This is a genomic window from Myxococcus sp. XM-1-1-1, assembly GCF_020037095.1.
GTDB lineage: Bacteria > Myxococcota > Myxococcia > Myxococcales > Myxococcaceae > Myxococcus > Myxococcus fulvus.
The window spans coordinates 122,582-142,747 of sequence record NZ_JAIQDH010000025.1 but is presented as its reverse complement, the minus strand read 5'-3'; the positions used below and the strand labels follow the sequence as shown (position 1 = coordinate 142,747).

Genomic DNA, 20,166 nt, shown 5'->3' with positions numbered 1-20,166 from the left:
CCTCCCGAAAAGCCCTCCCAAACCTTTCCTACATGTCAGGGGATGCAGACCTATTTACAGGCATGCATCGCGCGGTCGAGCATTGGGGCCCTCATGGCTGCCCACCGCCCTACCCCGACATCTTTCGACAGCCTTGCCTCACACGCTGGTTCCGTGAGGCTTCACAACCCATCGCGCCGAGCCGCGCTGCTGGCCCTGATGGGCTGCGCGTTGCTCGTGGCGCTCCTGCACTCACCGACGGCGAATGCCGCGGAGGCAGGCGCTCCCGTCCAGTTGAAGGAAGGCTGGCGCTATCGCTGGGGAGACTCTCCTCCCGGAACGGATGGCATTCCGTTGTGGGCCCAGACGGCCAACGTCGCCGAGGACTGGCGCCCGGTGGAAGCGAACAAGCCGCCCCCGGGACGCGGGACGAACACGTTCCTGTGGCTGAGCATCCCGTTGCCGGAGGGCCCGTGGGCCGAGCCCGCGGTGATGCTGGGCGAGGTGACCAACGCCGTGGAGGCGTACGCCAACGGTCAGCGCATCTACGTGAGCGGCAAGCTGAACACGTCCGGCGCGGAGCTGTCCGACAACATGGCCTGGCACCTGGTGCCGGTGCCTCGCTCGGCGCTGGGGGGACACCTGCTGCTGCGCGTGCAGTCGAGCAACCCGAACATCGGCGTGGCGCAGGGCGCGCAGGTGGGCTCGCGCCACCAGCTGCTCGCGTTGGTGACGCGTGACGGCCAGGCGCCGTTCGTCATGGGCATGCTGCTGTTGTCGGTGGCGCTGGGCTCGGGCGGTGCGTTCCTGATGCACTGGCGGCGGCGGATGCTCGCGGGCCTGGCGGTCTTCTCCGCCAGCGGCGGCTTCGTGCTGCTGGGCCTGAGCGGCATGCCCAACGCGCTGTGGGACGCGCCCATCACCGCGACTCGCTTCACGGTGCTGGGCATCTTCCTGCTGGTGTCCGGCCTCATCGAGTTCGTGTCGGACGCCATCCTGGACAACCAGCGGCGGTGGTTCCGGCTGGGCGCCATGGGCTACACCGCGCTGTGCGTGGTGGCGGCGTTCACCGTCTTCATCGACCTGGGGACGGCGCAGCGCATCCTGGTGCCCTTCCTGCCCTTCTCCTTCACCATCCTGCTGGTGTGCTTCATCGTGGCGGCGACGGAGGCGTGGCGTGGCAACCCCGACGCGCGCATCTTCATGGGAGGCCTGGCGGGCCTGGTGTTGTTCCTGGCGCTCACGGTGCTGCCGGTCATCGGCGTGCTGAGCGTGTCGTTCGGCAATGTGTCGCACTGGGGCTATCTGGCGCTGACGCTGTCGCTGTTGGGCATCGTCGCGCGGCGCTCCATCGAGGTGGTGCGCTCGCTGGAGGCGCACACCCGTCAGCTGGAGGAGCGGCAGGCGGAGGTCCGAAACCTCGCCGAGCGCATGGGCACCGGCGCCGGGGAGCTGGCCACGGTGGTGCAGCAGCTGCGCTCCACGAGCGATCAGCAGACCGAGGGTGTCAGCCGTCAGGCCGCGGCGCTGCAGGAGGCGGAGCAGACGGTGAAGGAGATCCGCCGCTCGTCGCAGATGACGGCGGAGAAGGCCAGCTCGCTGGCGGCCTCCGCGGAGGGCGCCGAGCAGGTGGGCCGCGAGGGCAGCGCCGCGCTGGAGCGCACGCTGGGAGACCTGGCCGCCATCCGCAACGAGGTGTCGGAGATGGCGCGGCGCATCCTGGCGCTCGACGAGCGCACGCGCGAGGTGTCCGGCATCGTCGACTCGGTGAAGGACCTGGCGGACCAGTCCAACATGCTGGCCATCAACGCGGCCATCGAGGCGGCGCGCAGCGGGGAGAGTGGCCGGGGCTTCGGCGTGGTGGCGCGCGAGATGCGCGGCCTCGCCGACCAGTCCATCCGCGCCACGCACCGCATCCGCGAGGTGCTCAACGGCGTGAGCGCGAGCATGCGCGAGGCGGCCCAGTTCAGCGAGAAGGGCGACGAGCGCGTGCGGCAGAGCCTGGACGCGGTGCGCACCTCCAGCGCGCAGTTCCAGGAGCTGGCGGTGCTGATTGGCGACTCCAGCGCCAGCATGCGGCAGATCACCGCCGCGGTGAGCGCGCAGGACGCGGGCACCCAGCAGATGGCCCTGGCCATCCAGGAGCTGTCCGGCCAGATGCAGCGCACGCTGAAGACGGTGCAGGAGACCCAGGAGGCCACGCGCTCCGTGCAGTCGCTGGCGGAGAGCATGTCGGGCCTGGCCACCCAGTCGCTCCGGACGGAGAGCGGCACACACGCCGCTCCGCACCGCTGAACGAGGTTCCTCTCACGCTGCGAGCCCATATGCCCACCCGTGCCACGCTGTCGGTCGTCTTGCTGCTCATCGGCGCCCTCGCCTGCGCTTGCGCGACGACGCAGGCGGCGGACGCCGACCCGCCTCCCCGGCCCAAGACGACGGTGCAGGTGGAGAGCCGCAAGACGGTGGACGTGAACCTCTACGCCCTCAACGGGGCGCGCAGGGTGCGGCTGGGCACGGTGCCGGGGATGTCCAGCCGCAGCTTCGTGCTGCCCCCGGACATGGTGGGCGTCACGGACCGCGTGCGCTTCGGCGTGGAGATCATCGGCACGTTCGGCGGCAAGAACATCGGCAGCGAGCGCCGCTTCGAGAGCGAGCAGGAGATCTCCGTCCAGCCGGGCGAGGAAGTCACCCTCACCCTCTACTGAGCGGACGGGCCCACCTCCCCATGCCGGGGGAGGTGGTGGCCGGCTAGCGTGGCGTGGGCGCCGGGCGGAACGACGCCAGGTCCTCCGCGGCCCCCCGCGTGGGCTGGGTGAGCGCCTGGACCCCGTCGAAGGGCAGCGCGGGCGCGGGCTCCAGCTGGCGCGGCGGGCCTTCCGGCGCGGCCAGGGCGGGCTCGGTGACGTCGAGGGTGAAGAAGCCCCCGTTGTTGTCCTCGTTGCCCTCGGCGACGGTGTTGTCCACGTCGGCGAGGAGCACGACGCGGTAGCTGCCCGGGGCGATTGCGGGCGAGAAGCTGATGGCGGTGGGTGGGAAGGACCAGGTCCCGGAGCCGGCGTTGATGGGGATGGCGCCGATGGACTCCAGCACCTGGAAGTCCGGGTCCGTGAGGTAGACGCCCACGCGGGAGGCGGCGGGCGCGGGACAGCGGGAGTACAAATCGAACGACAGGTCGAGCTGGGCCACCGTGTTGGCGGGCATGCTGAAGCGATTGATGTAGGCCGTCTGGGTTCCGATGGGTGGGTAGTAGGGCCCCAGGCCCGAGCCCCGGAGGCCTATCTGCTGTGTGAACAGCGTATAGACGCCGCTGCTCCCGTTCGCGGTGGAGGAGCGATAGAAGGTCACCTGCGCCCAGGCCGAAGTGGAGACGACGCACCACAACAGGAGGAAGGACACCTTGCCGGATTTCTTGTCATGGCGGGGACAGTGTCCATGGGGCAACCCCCGCATCAAGGCAGACACCCGGCGCCCGGCCGCTCCAAAGCCAGACATCCACGGTCGACGGACAGGGCTGGGACACGGACGCCCCCGGCGTGTCCCGCCTTTGGAGTTGGCACCGCGACTTGATTTCTACAAGGGCATGGAAGGCTGGCTCGACACCGGGGTCCTGATGACAGTCACCCTCCGGTGAGCGCGTCCTCCGCGCCGTGCTCTCCCTACCGGCCACCGACTGACACACGACGAAGTCCCATCGGCACGCGGGAGAATCCTCGACGTCGCACGGACGAGATGGACGGGCACAATCAGGCGGCTACAGTCCGCCCATGACTGTCCAGGCGATGAGCGTACTGCTGGAGGTGGACGACGGCGTCGCCACCCTCACGATGAACGATGCGGCCCGCCGCAACGCGATGACCCCCGAACTGGGAATCGCACTGCGCGAGCGCGTCGAGGAGCTGCGCGGACGTAGCGACGTGCGCGCCGTGCTCCTCACCGGCGCGGGCGGGACGTTCTCCGCCGGCGGAGACCTCCAGATGCTGGACCGTCTGCGCCAGGTCCCCTTCGAGGAGGCCCGCCTCTTCATGCTCGAGTTCTACTCGCGCTACCTCTGCCTGCTCGACCTGCCCGTGCCGACCATCGCCGCCGTCGAGGGCGCCGCCATCGGCGCGGGCCTCTGCGTGGCCCTCGCATGCGACCTCGTCATCACCTCCGAGGACGCGAAGCTCGCGCTCAACTTCGTCCAGCTCGGCCTGCACCCCGGCATGGGCGCCACCTTCCTCGTCCCACTGCGCGCCGGCCCCCAGCGCGCCGCCGAGCTGCTGCTCACCGGCCGCCGCTTCGATGGCCGCGAGGCCGCCCGGCTCGGCCTCACCCTCGAGGCCACTCCCGCGGACCAGACGCGGACCCGCGCCTCCACGCTCGCCCGCACCATCGCATCCAACGCGCCGCTCGCGACCCGAGGGCTCAAGCAACGGCTCGGCCTGGACCGCGCGGCCCTGCGCCGTGCGTTGGAGGAGGAGGCCCGGCTCCAGGCGGAGAGCTACGGCAGCGCGGACCTGGGCGAGGGACTCGCGGCCGCCGCGGCCCGCCGTCCTCCCGTCTTCCACGGGCGCTAGCCACAAGGAGCATGAGCACATGGCACCCCTTCGATTGGAACGACACCTCCACGGCGTCCACGTCGTGCTGCACTGCGAGGACGACGCGGAGGAGCAGGCCGAGTGGGTGCTCGGTGTGCTCACCCGCCTGCCTCCCGGTGGGCTGCTCCCGGGCCGCACGCTGCGCTTCGGCTGGTCCAGCCTGCGACTCGACCCACGGGGCACCTCGCTCGTGGTGACCGAGCCCGACTTCGCCGGCAACCCGATGACGGACTGGCGAGACGACATCACCGTGACGCTGCGGGTCCAGGGCCGCATGCTCGAGACCACCCAGGCGGTGGGCTGCGCTCCCCTCTTCCCCCGCTATGGCGACCGGGTCGACGCCCTGCCCGGCTGGGAGTCCAGCTCGCGGCTCGCCGTCGCGCGCATCCGCGCCCCCGAGGCCACCGACTCCGGCTGGCTCATCATCCCCCCGGGCGCCGCCACCGGGCAGGAGCCCGAGTCCCTCCCCCTCTACGCCCTGCTCCATCGCCGCCCCGCCCTGCTGTCCGCGCTCGCGCTGCCCGTGGGCTGGGTCGCCGAGTTCGAGGACGACGCGCTCCTCGGCTACGGCCGGCCGAACTGAGAAGCCGTCACCGCCGTCAGGTCCGCTCGGGACGAAGCGTCGAGCGCCGCAACTCAAATTCAAGAGAATGACATCGTGACCAAGCTCAATCAGATCATCGCCGTCGAGAAGGGCGTCAAGAACCGCTCCCAGCAGGAGCTGACCCAGGCGCACCACGACCTGCAGAAGCCGCAGCTGCTCAACGGCATCTCCCGCACCTATCAGCCCCGGGACGAAGAGGGTGAGCGCTTCCCCCCCGAGTCCACGCGCGTGCAGGTGCGCACCGACGACGTGCTGAAGAAGACGAAGGAGATCCTCACCCGCCTCTTCGACGTCACCGCCACCAAGGACCTCACCAACTGTCGCGCCAAGGCCGACGTGAGCGTGGACGGCCGCGTCCTGCTCAAGGGCGTGCCCGCGACGTACCTGCTCTTCCTCGAGAAGCAGCTGGTGGACCTGCACACCTTCGTGAAGAAGCTGCCCACGCTGGACCCGTCGGAGTCCTGGATCCCAGACCCGGCGCAGGGCCTGTGGGCCACCGAGCCCGTGCAGACGGCGAAGACGAAGAAGGTCCCCCGCAACCACGTGAAGGCCGAGGCCACCGAGAAGCACCCCGCCCAGGTGGAGGTCTATTACGAGGACATCGTCGTCGGTTACTGGAAGACGGTGAAGTACTCGGGCGCCCTGCCGGCCGTCCGGGTCAATGAGCTGTTGGAGCGCGTGGAGAAGCTCCAGCAAGCGGTCAAGTTCGCGCGCGAGGAGGCCAACGCCGTCGCGGCGGAGGAGATGAAGGCCGGGGATGTTCTCCTCGGCTACCTCTTCAGCTAGGCTCGCGCACGCAGTCCTACGGAGTACAAACTCAAGCTCAGCAGCAAGTTGACGCCGAGCGTTCCCGGGTCGTCTTCCAGTGCAGGTTCGAACCCTGCCCCCGCCAACCCTGTGGCGGGGTAGCCCAAATGGTAGAGGCGAGCGACATAGACCGGGCCCGCGAAGCACCCCAGTTTCAGACTCTCACTCCAGACTCAACATTCGCTGTCGTGGGTCCGATCAACCGTCTTCGCCCTTCTCCTCGAGATGCTGGTTCAATTCCAGCCCGCCGCTTGTTCCACCCTCGCGCGGCGGTCGTTCAATCGCAGGACACGAGGCCTCATCCTGAGGCGAAGACTTAAACGTGCGGACTCCAACATGGCAGCACCCCGGGCCCGGTCAGGAGGACACCCTGATCGGGCCCACTTCTTTTGGGAATCTTCCATTCCAGCTGTCACGCATCCGTCGCTGAGCGTGCACGGCGCGGCGCGCCAGGGCGCGTGGGGTTGCCCCTGACTCGCGGGCCGACTTCAATGCGGAGTCGATGCTGTTCGGAAGCAAGACGCCCCCCTCCCGTTCCCAGCTCGTCACCGACGCGGACCTCGCGCGCTCCAAGGGTCGGCTGAACAAGGCCATCTCCGGCTATCGCAAGGCGCTGGAGCTGGAGCCCAAGGACGCGGTGGTGCTGGGCAAGCTCGCGCCGCTGCTGGCGAAGACGAAGCAGTCGGAGGCCGCGCTGGAGAGCTTCCGCGCGGCGGCCCAGGCGCACCTGGACAAGGGCTTCGCCGACAAGGCGCTCGCGGTGTACGCGCAGGCGACGGAGCTGTTCCCTCGCGAGCTGGACCTGTGGCGCGAGGTGGCGCGGCTGCACGTGGAGAAGGGACATCGCGCGGAGGCGGTGAAGTCGCTGCTGCGCGGACGGCTCCAGTTCTCCCGGGCCTCGGAGCAAGGCAGCGCCATCGCGCTCCTGCGCGAGACGCTGGCGCTGGATGCGTCGCTGTTCGAGGTGAAGCTGGACCTGGCGCTCCAGCTCGCGCGCCAGAAGCAGCGGGACCAGGCGCTGGAGATGCTCTCGCCGCTCGAGGCCGAGGCGAAGGGCCCGCGCCAGGTGCGCAAGCTGCGATGGACGCAGGCCCAGGTGAGCCCGAGCGTGGGCGCCTACTTCGCGTGGCTGCGCGCGGTGCTGCGCGGCGGCTGAGGCCGGTCAGGAGGAGCGCGGGAGCTCGGCCTGGATGCTCCGCCACGCGAGCCTCGGGAGCCGGGAGCGAATCCACGCCGGGTCCAGCGCCGCGCCCGCCAGGTAGCGCCGACACGCCTCGTGACTGGGGCCGAGCAACACGACGTCCAGTTGCAGGGGCGTCCACACGGGCACCCCGTCCTCGGCGATGAAGCGCGCCGTGTGCTGGATGATGGGCCCGAGCAGCTCCATCTTGCGAGCCAGCAGCACCTCCGCGGCGCCCGCGCTCAGCTCCATCGCCATGGCCTGGTACATGAAGCGCCCCTCGTCCGGATGGGCCAGGACCCACTCCAGGTGCCCATCCACCAGCGCGAGCACCGCCTCCTCCGCCGTGGACGTGGCCAGCACGCGCTCCGTCTGATGCGAGAAGAGCCGCTCGAAGGTGCGCAGGAGCAGCGCCAGCGTCAGGTCCGGCAGCCCGTCGAACAGGTGGTAGACGCTGGAGGGGCTCGCCCCCGCGGCCTTGCGAATCTCCTCGATGCCCGTGCCGAGGACACCCCGCTCCGTGAAGCACTGCAACGCCGCGTCCAGCAGCTCGTCGCGTCGCTTCACCCCATCCCGTCGTGCTGGCCCCATGCGCCCCTACCCTATGTCCGGCCCTCCCCCGGGTCATCTGGAGCAACCCTCCAACTCCCCCCGTCCCCGCCCGGGGAAGCGCGGGCACCGGGGCGAACGCTCGCCGAGGTCGTGAGCCCGGACGCGGTACAAAGGGCCCGTGCGCCTCCAGCCCCACCCCTTCACCCTACGGCAACTCCAGTACGCCGTCGCCGTCGCGGACAGCCTGAGCTTCCGCAAGGCCGCCGCGCTCTGCCACGTCTCCCAGCCCTCGCTGAGCGCGCAGCTCGCGCAGCTCGAGGAGGCGCTCGGGGTCCGCCTCTTCGAGCGGGACAGGAAGCGCGTGCTGCCCACCACCGCGGGCCAGCGCCTGGTGGAGCGCGCCCGCCGGCTGCTCCTGGAGGCGGACGACCTCCAGGAGGAGGCCCGGCGCGTGGGCAACCCGCTCGACGGCACGCTGCGCATCGGCATCATCCCCACCGTCTCGCCCTACCTGCTCCCCTCGCTCACGCCCGCGCTGCGCCGCCGCTTCGCGCGCCTGACGGTGGCGTGGGTGGAGGACAAGACGGAGGTCCTGACGCGCGAGCTGGAGGCGGGCACGCTGGACGCGGCGCTGCTCGCGCTGGAGGCGGACGTCGGCGACGTGGAGCGGGACATCATCGCGCGGGACGCGTTCTTCCTCGTCACGCCCAAGGGCCATCCGCTCGGCGCGAGGGACACGCCGGTGACCCCCTCGGAGCTGCGCGACGCGAAGGTGCTCCTCCTGGACGAGGGCCACTGCCTGCGCGCCCAGGCCCTCTCGTTCTGCACCCGCGCCAGGACCCACGAGCAGGAGTTCCGCGCCACCAGCCTGTCGACGCTCGCGCAGATGGTGGCGGGCGGCGCGGGTGTCACCCTGCTGCCCGCGCTGGCCCTGCCGACGGAGAGCCGACGCGCGGACCTGGACATCCGCCCCATCGCCGCCCCCACGCCCCATCGCACGCTCGCGCTCGTCTGGCGGCGCAGCACCCCGCTCGCGAGCGCGCTGCGACAGCTGTCCGCCGTGCTCCGCGAGCACTACCCCGACACACCACCCGCCCGTCCCCGAGGCCCGGCGCGAGGCCGCTGAAGCCGCGTCGGCGTCAGAAGCTCCCCGCCATCCACGCGCCACCCAGGACGATGGAGAGCGTGGAGGCCACGCGGGGCACATGGGTGGCCACCTTCGCGGACACCCGCTTCGCGCGCGAGAAGGCGGCGATTCCAGCGGTGAGCGCGGACATGGCCAGGGTGCTTCCCACCGAGAAGCCGCCCAGGAAGAGGGCCTGCTCCACCCCCGTCCCCGCCACCGCGACGGGCAGGAGCAGCAGCAGCGCCGACGCGCCCGTCAGGCCGTGGACCAGCCCCACCACGGCGATGCCCCGCGACTGCCGCGCCTCATCGCCCGTCCCCACGCGCCGCTTGAGCCCCCACACGCCCATGCCCAGAAGCGCCAGCCCCGCGATGCGCTCCGCCCACCGGTCGACGGACTCCAGATGCACCGCGGACAGGACGACCATCAGCAGCCCCGCCGCGACCAGGGTGCCGAGCCCATGGCCGAGCCCCCACAGCAACCCCACCCGCCAGGCCCCCTGACGCCGTCCGACGGACAGCGGCGCGAGGCTCAGCAGATGGTCCGGTCCCGCCAGCGCGTGCAGCGCACCTGAACCAACACCCGCCAGCGCGATGAGAGGCATCGTCAAGGCTCCTTCCACCTTGCATGGAAAGATGCCCATCGCGCATGCTCCGTTCCAAGACATCGTTTGGATGAAGGTGATAGCCGGGGGCTATCACCCGTCAGCACGGCCGCCTACCCGCCCAGCACGGGACGCGGGGCCAGCGCCGGGGAAGAAACCTCGCGCCACCAGGGCGTCACCGTCTCGACGCGCGTGGGCTCGCTCGCGGCCCCCAACCGGGGCGTGAACAAGCGCACCTGCTGCTCCGAGGCCAGCCGGACGAGCGTCTCCGCGGGCTCGTCCCACGCGTGCAGCGCCAGGTTGAAGGTGCCCCAGTGCACCGGCATCAGCCGTCCACCGCCCAGCATGTCGTGGACCTTGAGCGCGTTCTCCGGCCCCAGGTGGATGCCACCCCAGCTCGGATGGAACGCGCCGACCTCCAGCATCACCAGGTCGAACGGGCCATGCAGCCGGCCCACCTCGCGGAACTCCTCCGTCAGCCCCGTGTCGCCGCTGAAGAAGAGCCGATGACGCTCCCCCTCCAACACCCACGACGCCCACAGCGTCCGGTTCCGGTCCGCCAGCCCCCGTCCCGAGAAGTGCTGCGAGGGCGTGGCCGTGAAGGTCACCGGCCCCACCGGGTGCTTCTCCCACCAGTCCAGCTCGGTGATGAGCTCCGGCGCCACGCCGTAGGCCTCCAGGTGCATCCCCACGCCCAGCGCGGTGATGAACGGGACGCGCCGCTTCGCCAGCGCGGTGATGGTGGCGCGGCACAGGTGGTCGTAGTGGTCATGCGACACCAGCACCGCATCCAGCGCGGGGAGTGTCTCCAGTGACACCGGCACCGGGTGGAAGCGGCGAGGGCCCGCGAAGGACATGGGCGAGGCGCGCTCGCCGAAGACGGGGTCCGTGAGGATGCGCGCGCCGTCCAGCTCCAGCAGCATCGTGCTGTGCCCCAGCCACGTCACCCGCAGGCCGGAGTCGGGCCGCCGGGTCCACGCCTCGAGCGGGCTCTCCAGCGGGAGGACTCCGGGCGGCGTGCGCTGGGTGCCGCCGAAGAAGTACTCACCCAGCAGCGGGAGCGGATTGCCCTGGAGCCCGGGCCCCACGGGGGCGGTGTTGCGAAACCGGCCATCTTCGTACCGCCGCGAGGCGCGCATCTTCTCGAGCCTCGGGCCCGAAGGCCCACAATCCCGTCTGGAAGAACCCATGCGGCCTCTTCTAACGGGCGCCCCTGACTCTGGCCACCTCGCCAGCAGCCCGGACATCCACGCCAACGCTCGCCTCCCCGCCCGCCGGGTGGCTCAGGGCGGAGGGGTGTGAGACGCCTCCTCCCGGGCCACGCGTGAGTGGCGCCGCCCGTAGCCGAAGTAGATGACCAGGCCCAGGCCCAGCCAGAGCACCAGCCGCAGCCACGTCTCCAGTCCCAACCCCAGCATCAGCGCGCCGCAGGTGAGGATGCCCAGGATGGGGACCGCGGGGACGAACGGCGTGCGGAACGGCCGGGGCAGGTCCGGCTGCGTGTAGCGCAGCACCAGGATGCCGGCGCAGACCACCATGAACGCGAACAGCGTGCCGATGGACACCAGGTGCCCCAACAGGCCGATGGGGAACAGCCCCGCGACCACCATGGCCACCACGCCGGTGATGAGCGTGGAGACGTAGGGCGTGCGGAAGCGCGGATGGATGCGGCCGAAGAAGTCCGGCAGCAGGCCGTCGCGCGCCATGGCGTAGAAGACGCGGGGCTGGCCCATCAACATCACCAGCACCACCGACGCGAGGCCCGCGATGGCGCCCAGGCCGACGATGGGACGAAGCCACGCCAGCGCGGGGCCGCCCTTGGAGATGGCCACGTAGACGGGCTCGGCGACATCCAGCTCGTGGTACGGCGCCAGGCCCGTCATCACCCCCGCCATCAGGACGTAGAGCACGGTGCACACCACCAGCGAGCCGAGGATGCCCCTCGGCAAATCCCTCTTCGGGTTCTTCGTCTCCTGCGCGGCGGTGGAGACCGCGTCGAAGCCGATGTACGCGAAGAAGATGACGCCCGCGCCCGCCAGCACCCCGCTCCAGCCGAACTGACCGAACTCCCCCTGGTTGGGCGGGATGAAGGGCGTCCAGTGCTCGCGCTCGACGTGGAAGGCGCCGAAGACGATGACCAGCAGGACGATGGCCACCTTCACGAAGACGATGATGTTGTTGACGCGCGCGGACTCGTGGATGCCCACGACGAGCAGCGCGGTGAGCACGCCCACCAGCACCACCGCCGGCAGGTTGATGAGCGCCCCGGTGGCGTGCGGCACGAGCGAGCCGGGCGTCGTCCCGAAGGGCGCGTTGGCCAGGGCCGCGGGCAGCTCCCAGCCCACGTAGTCGCGCAGGAAGGCGGTGAAGTAACCGGACCACCCCACCGCCACCGCCGACGACGCGAAGAGGTACTCCAGCATCAAGTCCCAGCCGATGATCCACGCCACCAGCTCGCCCAGCGTCGCGTAGCCGTACGTGTACGCGCTGCCCGCGACGGGAATCATCGAGGCGAACTCCGCGTAGCACAGCCCGGCGAGCAGGCAGCCGAAGCCCGCCAGCACGAAGGACAGGACGATGGCCGGGCCCGAGTGCTGCGCCGCCGCCGTCCCCGTCACCACGAAGATGCCGGCGCCGATGATGGCGCCGATGCCCAGCAACGTGAGCTGGAACCCATTGAGGGTGCGGTGCAGCTGCTGTCCCTCGCCGTCTTCACCCTGGAGCCTCGCCAGGCTCTTCTTCGACCAGATTCCCACGGCCGGCAGTCAACGCCGACTCACGAGCCTTCGGGAAGCGCGGAGGTCGGAGGGCGCCGCGCAACTGTCACCCGTCGAGCGAATCGCCTACCAGCGACGGTCCTCGCGGCGCTCACGGCGGTCCTCGCGACGCTCCGCCTTGTCCTCGCGCACCTCCTGGTAGCCCTCGCGAATCTCTCGCTCGCCCAGGCGGATGAGCTCCTGGATGAGGTCGCGCTTGCGGTGCAGAGCCCCGCCGCTCCGACGCCCCTCCAGCTCCGCCAGGTCCTTCGCGATGGCCTGCCGCGAGCGCAGGGTGGCCAGCTCCGCCTTCACGTCCCGCTTGTCGTCGCGGGCATCGCGCCGGTCATCCCGGAGGTCGCGGCGCCCATCGGAGCGGCGGCCCCAGGCCGCATCGTCCCGGACCTCCCAGGCCTCCGCGCGGGCCTCGCGCTGACTGCGCTTCGCCTCCGAGCTCGCCGACGCCAGCTCGACGCGGCTCTCCTGCAGCTCCATGCGCATCAGCTGACGGAGGCGGAGCTCCACGGCGCGCATCTCACGTTCGTCGTTGCGGCTCCAGGCCCGGTCGAAGCGGCCGAGCACCGACTTCAGCTCCGCCACATCCAGGCGGTCATCCTTGAGCTCGCGCCGGTTCTCGTGCTGCTCGTGGTGGTTCTGGCCGCGCTCGGACGGATTCGCACGGAACTGCGCCTGGGCGCTGCCGGCGAAGAGGAGTCCAGCGAGCAGGGCGGAAGAGAAGGCGTTCATGGGGAGGGGTCCTCGGGAGCACGAAGCTCGCTTGCGTGTTCTGGGCTTTCCGACGCCCCTGGCCCCGATTTATTCGAGGCCACCCCGCTCCCCCTTGGCGCCGAGGTGGGATTCACGCCGACTACTGGGAGCCGACGGTGCAGTCCCCCGTCACGGTGGGGGCCGGAGCGCCGTTCACCGTGTTGCCGGTGAAGACGTTGTCCGACGCCAGCACCAGCTCCACCGCGCCGCTCCCCCGGTTGCAGACCACCACGCCCCCCATCCCCGCCTGGTTGTAGAGGAAGCGGTTGCGGCGGAGCGTGACGGCGCGCGTGCCCAGGTCCTCCAGGTAGATGGCCGCGCCAGGCCCTCGCGTCACGGTGTTGCGCTCGAAGAGGTTGTCCTCGAGGAGGTCGTTGTTCGGCTGGAAGTAGTGCAACGCGCCGCCGCCTCCCAGGTCATAGGTGCCCTGCGGATTGGGCCAGGTCAGGAACGGGCGCACGACGAGGGTGCTCCACTGGCTGCCCCGGAAGGCCACCAGGGTATTGCCGCGGAACGTGTTGCCGCGGACCACGGAGTTCTGACCGTGGGTGACGCACATCGCGCCGCCGCCCGCCATGGACGACGTGCCCGGCTGCGCGAAGCGGTCGATGTCGAACGTGCGGTTGTTCTCGAACACGGTGTTCTCCACGCGCGAGCCGTTGGTGAACATGAGGTCCAGCGCGCCGCACTTGGCCGCGGACTCGTTGTCGCGGAACAGGGAGTTCAGGATGGTCACCGGCCCCGGGTAGTAGGCCCACAGCGCGGCGCGCGTCCAATCCCGCTCGCCGTTGTAGTCGTTCTTGCGCACCCGCTCGAAGACCATGTGCTCGAACACGGGGTGCCCGTTGCCCACGGAGCCGGGGCCGTAGAAGTTCATGCCCCACCAGCCATACGGGTTGGTGGAGGTGAAGGTGACCTTCTTCTGCGCGGTGCCGCGCACCTGGATGCCGCCGTAGACGCGCAGCTCCACGCGCCCCTTGTGGTAGTTCATCACGTCGTCGATGGAGCTGTTCACGTCGGCCTGGGTCACCTCGGGGCGGCCCTTGAAGTCGATGACGACGCCCGGCTGGACCGTGAGGACCTGGCCCTTCGGAATCGTGACGACGCCCTGCGCATCGCCGATGACCTGATAGGGCGAGCCCGCCTCCGTCAGCGTCCCGGAGAGCGTCCCCGTGATGACGGTGCCCGCCTTCGGGCCCTTGTCCACGCCACGCGCGTGAGGGCGCGGTGGCGAGGAGGCCTCGGAGCGAGCGGGCACGGACAATGACAGGCATACGAGCACCCAATGAGCCATCGACAGCGGTCGCGACGGAGTCTTCATGAGGTGCGGGCAGGTAACACGGGCGGGAAGCCCCCACCATCGCATGTCGGTCCGATGCGAGCCCGCTGCGCTCGCCGTCCATCCTGCACACCGGTACGCCGCGCGCTCATTCCCGCGAGCACTTCCCCGCCCCGCGGTCGGGATTCCCGAGCCGACGCGGCGAGTCGGTGGGAGGTCCGGGTGGACGGGAGGGGCCCTCTTCGCGCGCGCGAACAGCTTCGCTAGACTCCCAGCCACGATGGAGCTCGTGCTGTCGTTTCTCGCGGGCGCCTTGCGTCCGTGTGGGCCAGACGAGTCACACGCCCTGGCCCGGCGATTGGGGGAAGCCATGGTCCGCTGCCGAGAGGCGTGGCCGGAGATTGCATTGTCCGGCGACGTCTTCGCGAGGCACCTCGGCGAGCGCATCCCTCCCCGCCTCACACTGGCCGAAGGGCTGGACGCGTTGAGGGTCGAGGACCTCTACCTCGCTCGCGCCTGTCTGGAGGGAGAGCGTCCCGCGCTCGAGTCCCTCCAGCGCGCCATCCTCCAGCCCGTCACCCGCGCCATCCGCCGCGTGGACCGCTCCGAGGCGTTCGCGGACGAGGTGCTCCAGCTCACGCGGATGCGGCTGCTCGTGGGCAGCACGCGGCAGGGGCCTCGACTGGCCGAGTACGAGGGGCGAGGCGCGCTGCGCCGCTGGGTGGAGGCCATCGCCGTGGGCATGGCCCTGTCCCTCAAGCGCGCGCCTGTCCGCGCCACCTCCCTGGACGATGCGCTCCTCGTCTCCGACCTGCATGGCGCGGACCCCGAGCTCGCGCTCATCCAGCAGCGCTACCGGCCCGCCTTCCGCGCCGCGTTCGCGGAGGCCCTCGCCTTGTTGTCGCCTCGCGACAGGAACCTGCTGCGGCTGAGCCTGGTGCAGGGCCTGGGCGTGGAGTCGCTCGGGACGCTGCATCAGGTGCACGCCTCCACCGTCTCGCGGTGGCTGGCGCGGGCGCGGCAGGCGCTGCTCGAAGGCACTCGCGAAGGGCTCCGCCGGCGGCTGACGCTGGACACGGCGCAGCTCGACAGCCTCTTGCGGATGATGGACGCGAGCCTCGCGGTGAGCCTGTCCTCGCTGCTCGCCGAAGGATGAGCGACATGGCGCCAGCTTCCGACACCGCGTGCCTGGATGACCCCCAGCTCCTCGACCTCGCGGACGGAGTGGCGTCGCGGGAGCTGCGGGCCCGGGCGGACACCCACCTGGACCGCTGCCCCGATTGCCAGGCACGGCTCGCGGGCTTCCTGCGCGCGCGTGCGCCGTCGACGCCGGACACACCAACGGATGCGCCACGGACGCCCACCACGTTGCTCGAGGCACCGCCGTCGTCACGACGGATGCCCTTGTCCGCGCTGGAGAGGGGCACGCTCCTGGGACGCTACGTGGTGCTGGAGCGAATCGGGGCCGGGGGCATGGGTGTCGTCTACGCGGCCTATGACCCGAGCATCGACCGACGCGTCGGGCTCAAGCTGGTCGCGGCCACGGACCAGGTGCTGAGCGAGGCCCGCGCCGCCGCGCGCACCCAGCATCCCTCCGTCGTCGCCGTGCACGACGTGGGTCGGGTCGACGACCGGGTCTTCATCGCGATGGAGCTGGTCGAGGGCGGCACGCTGCGCCAGCACCTGGCCAGCGCGCGTCCGGACTGGCGAGGGGTGACCCGCCTCTATCTGCAGGCGGGGCACGGGCTCGCCGCCGCGCACGCCGCCGGTGTCATCCACCGCGACTTCAAGCCCGACAACGTCCTGGTGGACCGCGCCGGGCGCGCGAAGGTGACGGACTTCGGGCTCGCGCGCCTCGCCGCGCCCATGGAGTCACTGCCCGCTCGCGCATCGACGGACATCGAACCGGCGCCGCACATCGCCTCCACGGCCGCGGCCGGCACTCCGGGCTACATCGCGCCGGAGGTGCTGGCGGGAGGACGGGTGGATGCGCGCTCGGACCAGTTCAGCTTCTGCGTCGCGCTGTTCGAGGGGCTGTCCGGTGTGAAGCCCGGTGCTCCGGAGGCACGCGAGGCCATCGCACGCGCCTCGGTCCCCCGCGCGCTGCTCGCCGTGGTGCAACGCGGGCTCTGCCCTGCTCCCACCGAGCGCTACCCGTCGATGGACGCGCTCCTCATGGCGCTGGAGCGCGCGGCCTTCCCCAGGACGTCGCGCTGGCTGGGAGCCGCGGGGGCGTTGGTGGGCCTGGCCGCGGTCCTCACCGCCATCCTCGTCACGCGAGGGCCCCGTCCGTGCACGGACAGCGCGTCGCGGCTCGTCGGTATCTGGGACGCGTCTCGCAAGGCGTCCCTGCGCGAAGCCTTCCTCGCCACGAAGGCTCCCGAGGCGGAGAGCGCGCACGCGGCCTTGAGTCAGTCCCTGGATGCGCAGGTCGGAGCGTGGACCGAGGCCCATCGCGACGCCTGCGAGGACACGCACGTCCGCCAGGAACAGTCCGAGGCGGCGATGGACCTGCGCATGAACTGCCTGGAGCGCGCCAGGCGTGAGCTGCGCGCCCTGGTGGACGTCCTGCGCACCGCCAACGCGAACGAGGTCTCCGGTGCGCCCCAGATGGCGCGGGGGCTGAGTGACGTCTCGAGCTGCGACGACGCGGAGGCGCTCGCGCGGCCGGTGCCGCCTCCCTCGAAGGGCCCCGACGTGGAGAAGGTGCGCGAGGCCTATGAGACGCTCGCGGACGCGAAGGCGCGCGACATCGCGGGGCGCTGGAGCGAGGTCCAGGCGCTCGCCGCCACGGTGGAGGCCGCGGCGCGCGCGGTGGGCTACAAGCCGCTGCTCGGCGAGGCGCTGCTCGCCCAGGGCCGCGTGAAGCTCCACGAGCGGGACGAGAAGGAGGCCGCGCGGCTCCTGCGCCAGGCGGTGCTGGCCTCCCAGGTGGGCCGCGACGACGACCGGGTCATCGAGGAGATGACGCTCCTGGTCCAGGTCGAGGGAGAGCTGGCCGAGCGCCCCGAGCACGCCGACCTGTGGCGCGACCTGGCGCAAGCCCAGCTGGAGCGCATCGGCGGCGACGAGCAGCTCGAGTCGAACCTCACCTTCGCCCACGGGCTGGTGCTCACCCGACAGGGCCGCCACGCGGAGGCCATCGTCCAGCTGGAGCGGTGCATCGCCATCCGCGAGCGGACGCAGGGCAAGGACGCGTATGTCCTCCTCGATGCCTTGCTCGCGCTCGGGACCGCGCAACGCGGCGTGGGACGCCTCGAGGAGGCCCTGGCCACGCAACAGCGCACCCGGACGCTGCTGGTGCGGCACGTGGGCGCCGAGCATCCCTTCGTCGCGATGACGCTCAACAACCTCGCGGGCACGCTCATCAAGCTGCGCCGCTACGACGAGGGACTCGCGACGTACGACGAGAGCATCCGCCTCTTCGAGCGCATCCACGGCCCGGGACAGCCGGCCAGCTACCTCATGAGCCTGCATGGGAACATCGGCGCGGTGGAGGCCTCGCGGGGACGCTACGAGCCGGCGCGTGAGGCATTGGAGCGCGCCTGGGCGCTCGCCCGCGAGCATCGACCTCCGGGCCACCCGGACCGGGCCTTCGTCGCGGGGAACCTCGCGGTGGTCCTCGCGGGGCTCGGGAAGGTGGATGACGCAGTCGCGCGCGTGGAGGCCATGCGCGCGGAGCTGGACGCCGCCCAAGCCGAGGGACGGCGCAGCCAACGCCACGCCGACCTCCAGACGCGCATGGCGGAGATCTTCCTGAAGGTGCGTCGCTTCGAGCAGGCCGCCACCCAGGCCCGCGCGGCCGCCGCGCTCCTGGGCGAGCTGGGCGTGCACGCCGAGCGCGCCACGCCGCTGTGCCGGCTGGCGATGGCCCTGCTGGGTTCGGGCCGGCTCGTGGACGCGGAGCGCGTGGCCCGGGAGGCGGTGACGCTGCGAGAGCGCACCGGGTCCTCCCTGCCCGAGGACCTGGCGGAGGCGCGCTCCATCCTGGGACAGGTGCTGCTGGCGAAGGGAGACGCGGAGCAGGCCCGCGGCCTCCTCGACCAGGCCCTGGAGGACTGGGAGAAGGATGGGGCCAGCGCCTTCACGCTCGCCGAGACACGCTTCGCCCTCGCCCGGGCGCTGCGGCAAGCAGGCGTGGAACCGGAGCGGGCCCGGGCCCTGGCGCTCTCGGCCCGCGACGCCGTGGCGCCCACCTCCGAGCCCCGGAGCCCGCGGCTGGAAGAGGTGGAGGCGTTCCTCACGGGAGCCCCCCCTCCGCGCGCCGCGCCGGGTCGCGTAGACTTCGCGCCACGATGAACCGCGACGAAGCGAACCAGGCCCTCGAGCTCATCCGCCGGGTCGTCTCCCAGGCACGCGATGATTCGGCCCTCCAGAACTGGGGCGTCATCTGGATGCTCCATGGCTTCACCAACGCCGCGGGCTTCGCCGGCACGCAGTGGCTGTGGACCGGGGGCCACCGCACGCCCCAGGCCTACGTGATGCTCTGGGCGCTGGTGCTCGGCTTCAACATCGTCACCATCTTCCTGCTCAAGCGCGGGCAGACGGCGGGCGCGCGCTCGTTCATCGAGCGGCAGATCTGGGCCATCTGGAGCACCTTCGTGGGCGGCATGGTGCTGGTGGCGCTCTGCAACTGGCTGCTCGGTCTGGACCGGCTGTTCATGCCCGCCATGTCCTGCGTGTTGTTCGCCACGGCCTTCTCGATGATGGGCGCGCTGATGGGCCGCGTCTGGTTCGCGGTGGCCGCCTTCTTCGCGGTCATGGCGCTGGTGATGACCCGCCTGCCGGACCACGCCTACGGCCTGCTGGCGGGACTGTGGCTCGTGGTGCAGTGCGGAGGCGGGCTCGCGCTGCACCGGGCCCGACTGCGCAGGCTCGCGTCGCAGCGCCCCGAGGCGCGGCTGGTATGAAGCCGGAGTCGCTCGCCGCGCTGGTGGCCCTCGCGACCGAGCCCTGGGGGCTGGACGAGCAGGAGCTCCATGCACGCCTCTGGCTCGCGGGAGTGGAGGATCCAGGCTCCGCGCTGCGAGCCCTCTCGGGCGCCGGGCTGGTGCGACAGGAGCGACGCCGCTGGACACCGACGCCCTCCGGACACGAGGCGCTCAGACATGCCGAGGGCCTGCTCGCGGCGAGTCAGGACCCGAGCCCCAGCTCTCCGGACATGGAGGAGTGTCCGTCGGTGCCCTGGCTCACGCAGGTGCAGACGCACTGGGTGGAGGCCGTGTCGCTCAACTACGCCGTGGACCCGGAGCGGCTCGCGCGCATCCTGCCGGCGCCCCTGGTGCCCGAGCTGCACCGAGGCACGGCGTGGGTGCAGGTGCTGATGTCCTCGCTGCGCGACATGCGCCCCCAGGGGGTGTCTCCGCTGCTCGGCGTGTGCTTCTACCAGGTGAGCTACCGGGCCGCGGTGCGCTACCGCAACGCGCGGGGCGAGTGGCGGCGCGGCGGCTACTTCGTGCGCAGCGAGACGAATGATCCGGTGATGCGCCGGGTGGGCAACACGCTGGACGAGTTCCGCTTCCACGAGTTCGGCGAGGCCCAGATGGTGATGGCCCGCGAGGGCGAGCTGCTCACCCTGGCGGTGGACCCGGCGGCGCGCTTCGCCGGGGGGCGACTGGTGGCGGTGTTCGACACGCGCCCCAGGACCGAGCCTCCCGTCGGCAGCGTGTGGGCGGGACTGGAGGACCTGCACGAGCCCCTGGTCGAGTGCTACGACGCGCTCGGCGTCTCGGGCGACTTCGTCTACGTGCTCACCATCGACCGTGCACCGTGGAACGCGCGCTTCTGCACGCCCGTGGAGCTGTACTGCGAGTACTTCGAGGACGGTCCGCTCGCGCCGGGCGCGCGGCTGGACTCGGTGCTCCACCTGACCGAGTGCGCGTACCGCTGGCGGCCCTTGCGCCGGGAGCGTCACGCGCCATGACGGACAGCGCG

General features: G+C 71.2%; 18 protein-coding genes. 11 read left to right on the top strand and 7 right to left on the bottom strand.

Going from position 1 to position 20,166, the window contains the following annotated elements:
- The first annotated feature begins 198 nt into the window (after positions 1 to 198).
- Both K8640_RS35405 and K8640_RS35400 read left to right on the top strand, forming a co-directional pair.
- The gene (locus tag K8640_RS35405; protein WP_223751133.1) at positions 199 to 2,274 is read left to right on the top strand and encodes a methyl-accepting chemotaxis protein; all 2,076 of its coding nucleotides are present in this window, start codon (positions 199 to 201) and stop codon (positions 2,272 to 2,274) included.
- A 29-nt stretch (positions 2,275 to 2,303) separates the two neighbouring features.
- Positions 2,304 to 2,684, top strand: coding sequence for a hypothetical protein (locus tag K8640_RS35400; protein WP_223751117.1), 381 nt, complete (start codon positions 2,304 to 2,306; stop codon positions 2,682 to 2,684).
- Positions 2,685 to 2,727: 43 nt separating this feature from the next.
- Here K8640_RS35400 and K8640_RS35395 read toward each other — a convergent pair whose 3' ends face one another.
- A complete protein-coding gene (locus K8640_RS35395) occupies positions 2,728 to 3,375 on the bottom strand; it encodes a hypothetical protein (RefSeq protein WP_223751116.1) in 648 nt (215 codons plus the stop codon).
- A gap of 383 nt (positions 3,376 to 3,758) precedes the next feature.
- Between K8640_RS35395 and K8640_RS35390 the strand changes: the two genes are divergently transcribed.
- The 4 genes from K8640_RS35390 to K8640_RS35375 all read left to right on the top strand — a co-directional run bounded on the left by K8640_RS35390 (position 3,759) and on the right by K8640_RS35375 (position 7,123).
- Entirely contained in the window at positions 3,759 to 4,535 is a 777-nt protein-coding gene (locus K8640_RS35390; protein WP_223751115.1) for an enoyl-CoA hydratase/isomerase family protein, read from the top strand.
- A gap of 19 nt (positions 4,536 to 4,554) precedes the next feature.
- Entirely contained in the window at positions 4,555 to 5,139 is a 585-nt protein-coding gene (locus tag K8640_RS35385; RefSeq protein ID WP_223751114.1) for a hypothetical protein, read from the top strand.
- A gap of 75 nt (positions 5,140 to 5,214) precedes the next feature.
- Positions 5,215 to 5,946, top strand: a complete 732-nt coding sequence (locus K8640_RS35380; RefSeq protein WP_223751113.1) for a hypothetical protein — start codon at positions 5,215 to 5,217, stop codon at positions 5,944 to 5,946.
- A gap of 523 nt (positions 5,947 to 6,469) precedes the next feature.
- Positions 6,470 to 7,123 carry a hypothetical protein gene (locus tag K8640_RS35375; RefSeq protein ID WP_223751112.1) on the top strand — a complete coding sequence of 218 codons (654 nt, stop codon included), beginning with the start codon at positions 6,470 to 6,472 and terminating at the stop codon, positions 7,121 to 7,123.
- Between the two features lie 6 nt (positions 7,124 to 7,129).
- On the opposite strand, the gene K8640_RS35370 is transcribed toward K8640_RS35375, so the two are convergent.
- Positions 7,130 to 7,714 (bottom strand): TetR/AcrR family transcriptional regulator, encoded by a 585-nt coding sequence (locus tag K8640_RS35370; RefSeq protein WP_223751111.1) that lies wholly within the window; start codon positions 7,712 to 7,714, stop codon positions 7,130 to 7,132.
- Positions 7,715 to 7,877: 163 nt separating this feature from the next.
- Here K8640_RS35370 and K8640_RS35365 point away from each other — a divergent pair, with 163 nt between their 5' ends.
- Positions 7,878 to 8,825: a LysR substrate-binding domain-containing protein gene (locus K8640_RS35365; RefSeq protein WP_223751110.1), complete on the top strand. Its 948-nt coding sequence runs from the start codon at positions 7,878 to 7,880 to the stop codon at positions 8,823 to 8,825.
- 13 nt (positions 8,826 to 8,838) lie between these two features.
- On the opposite strand, the gene K8640_RS35360 is transcribed toward K8640_RS35365, so the two are convergent.
- From K8640_RS35360 to K8640_RS35340, 5 genes are all read right to left on the bottom strand, one after another.
- Positions 8,839 to 9,429 carry a hypothetical protein gene (locus K8640_RS35360; RefSeq protein WP_223751132.1) on the bottom strand — a complete coding sequence of 197 codons (591 nt, stop codon included), beginning with the start codon at positions 9,427 to 9,429 and terminating at the stop codon, positions 8,839 to 8,841.
- Positions 9,430 to 9,542: 113 nt separating this feature from the next.
- Positions 9,543 to 10,619 carry an MBL fold metallo-hydrolase gene (locus tag K8640_RS35355; protein ID WP_223751109.1) on the bottom strand — a complete coding sequence of 359 codons (1,077 nt, stop codon included), beginning with the start codon at positions 10,617 to 10,619 and terminating at the stop codon, positions 9,543 to 9,545.
- Between the two features lie 93 nt (positions 10,620 to 10,712).
- Entirely contained in the window at positions 10,713 to 12,185 is a 1,473-nt protein-coding gene (locus tag K8640_RS35350) for an amino acid permease (RefSeq protein ID WP_223751108.1), read from the bottom strand.
- Positions 12,186 to 12,272: 87 nt separating this feature from the next.
- Positions 12,273 to 12,932, bottom strand: coding sequence for a hypothetical protein (locus K8640_RS35345; RefSeq protein ID WP_223751107.1), 660 nt, complete (start codon positions 12,930 to 12,932; stop codon positions 12,273 to 12,275).
- A 121-nt stretch (positions 12,933 to 13,053) separates the two neighbouring features.
- On the bottom strand, positions 13,054 to 14,160 hold the full coding sequence (locus K8640_RS35340) for a right-handed parallel beta-helix repeat-containing protein (protein WP_223751106.1): 1,107 nt from the start codon (positions 14,158 to 14,160) through the stop codon (positions 13,054 to 13,056).
- Positions 14,161 to 14,602: 442 nt separating this feature from the next.
- Between K8640_RS35340 and K8640_RS35335 the strand changes: the two genes are divergently transcribed.
- The 4 genes from K8640_RS35335 to K8640_RS35315 are packed head-to-tail and all read left to right on the top strand — an operon-like array spanning position 14,603 to position 20,155.
- Positions 14,603 to 15,388: a sigma-70 family RNA polymerase sigma factor gene (locus K8640_RS35335; protein ID WP_223751105.1), complete on the top strand. Its 786-nt coding sequence runs from the start codon at positions 14,603 to 14,605 to the stop codon at positions 15,386 to 15,388.
- Positions 15,389 to 15,393: 5 nt separating this feature from the next.
- Positions 15,394 to 18,531 (top strand): serine/threonine-protein kinase, encoded by a 3,138-nt coding sequence (locus K8640_RS42985; RefSeq protein ID WP_305070708.1) that lies wholly within the window; start codon positions 15,394 to 15,396, stop codon positions 18,529 to 18,531.
- Positions 18,528 to 19,142, top strand: coding sequence for a hypothetical protein (locus K8640_RS35320; RefSeq protein ID WP_223751104.1), 615 nt, complete (start codon positions 18,528 to 18,530; stop codon positions 19,140 to 19,142). The genes K8640_RS42985 and K8640_RS35320 overlap by 4 nt, the downstream gene beginning before the upstream one ends.
- Positions 19,139 to 20,155 (top strand): DUF2071 domain-containing protein, encoded by a 1,017-nt coding sequence (locus tag K8640_RS35315; protein WP_223751103.1) that lies wholly within the window; start codon positions 19,139 to 19,141, stop codon positions 20,153 to 20,155. The genes K8640_RS35320 and K8640_RS35315 overlap by 4 nt, the downstream gene beginning before the upstream one ends.
- The last annotated feature ends 11 nt before the right edge of the window (positions 20,156 to 20,166 follow it).

Bases quoted from the DNA above. Each gene is read 5' to 3' on its own strand.
- K8640_RS35355 (WP_223751109.1), bottom strand. From the start codon at position 10,619: ATGGGTTCTTCCAGACGGGATTGTGGGCCTTCGGGCCCGAGGCTCGAG.
- K8640_RS42985 (WP_305070708.1), top strand. From the start codon at position 15,394: ATGGCGCCAGCTTCCGACACCGCGTGCCTGGATGACCCCCAGCTCCTC.
- K8640_RS35360 (WP_223751132.1), bottom strand. From the start codon at position 9,429: ATGCCTCTCATCGCGCTGGCGGGTGTTGGTTCAGGTGCGCTGCACGCG.
- K8640_RS35375 (WP_223751112.1), top strand. From the start codon at position 6,470: ATGCTGTTCGGAAGCAAGACGCCCCCCTCCCGTTCCCAGCTCGTCACC.
- K8640_RS35390 (WP_223751115.1), top strand. From the start codon at position 3,759: ATGAGCGTACTGCTGGAGGTGGACGACGGCGTCGCCACCCTCACGATG.
- K8640_RS35400 (WP_223751117.1), top strand. From the start codon at position 2,304: ATGCCCACCCGTGCCACGCTGTCGGTCGTCTTGCTGCTCATCGGCGCC.
- K8640_RS35385 (WP_223751114.1), top strand. From the start codon at position 4,555: ATGGCACCCCTTCGATTGGAACGACACCTCCACGGCGTCCACGTCGTG.
- K8640_RS35320 (WP_223751104.1), top strand. From the start codon at position 18,528: ATGAACCGCGACGAAGCGAACCAGGCCCTCGAGCTCATCCGCCGGGTC.
- K8640_RS35315 (WP_223751103.1), top strand. From the start codon at position 19,139: ATGAAGCCGGAGTCGCTCGCCGCGCTGGTGGCCCTCGCGACCGAGCCC.
- K8640_RS35335 (WP_223751105.1), top strand. From the start codon at position 14,603: ATGGTCCGCTGCCGAGAGGCGTGGCCGGAGATTGCATTGTCCGGCGAC.
- K8640_RS35345 (WP_223751107.1), bottom strand. From the start codon at position 12,932: ATGAACGCCTTCTCTTCCGCCCTGCTCGCTGGACTCCTCTTCGCCGGC.
- K8640_RS35405 (WP_223751133.1), top strand. From the start codon at position 199: ATGGGCTGCGCGTTGCTCGTGGCGCTCCTGCACTCACCGACGGCGAAT.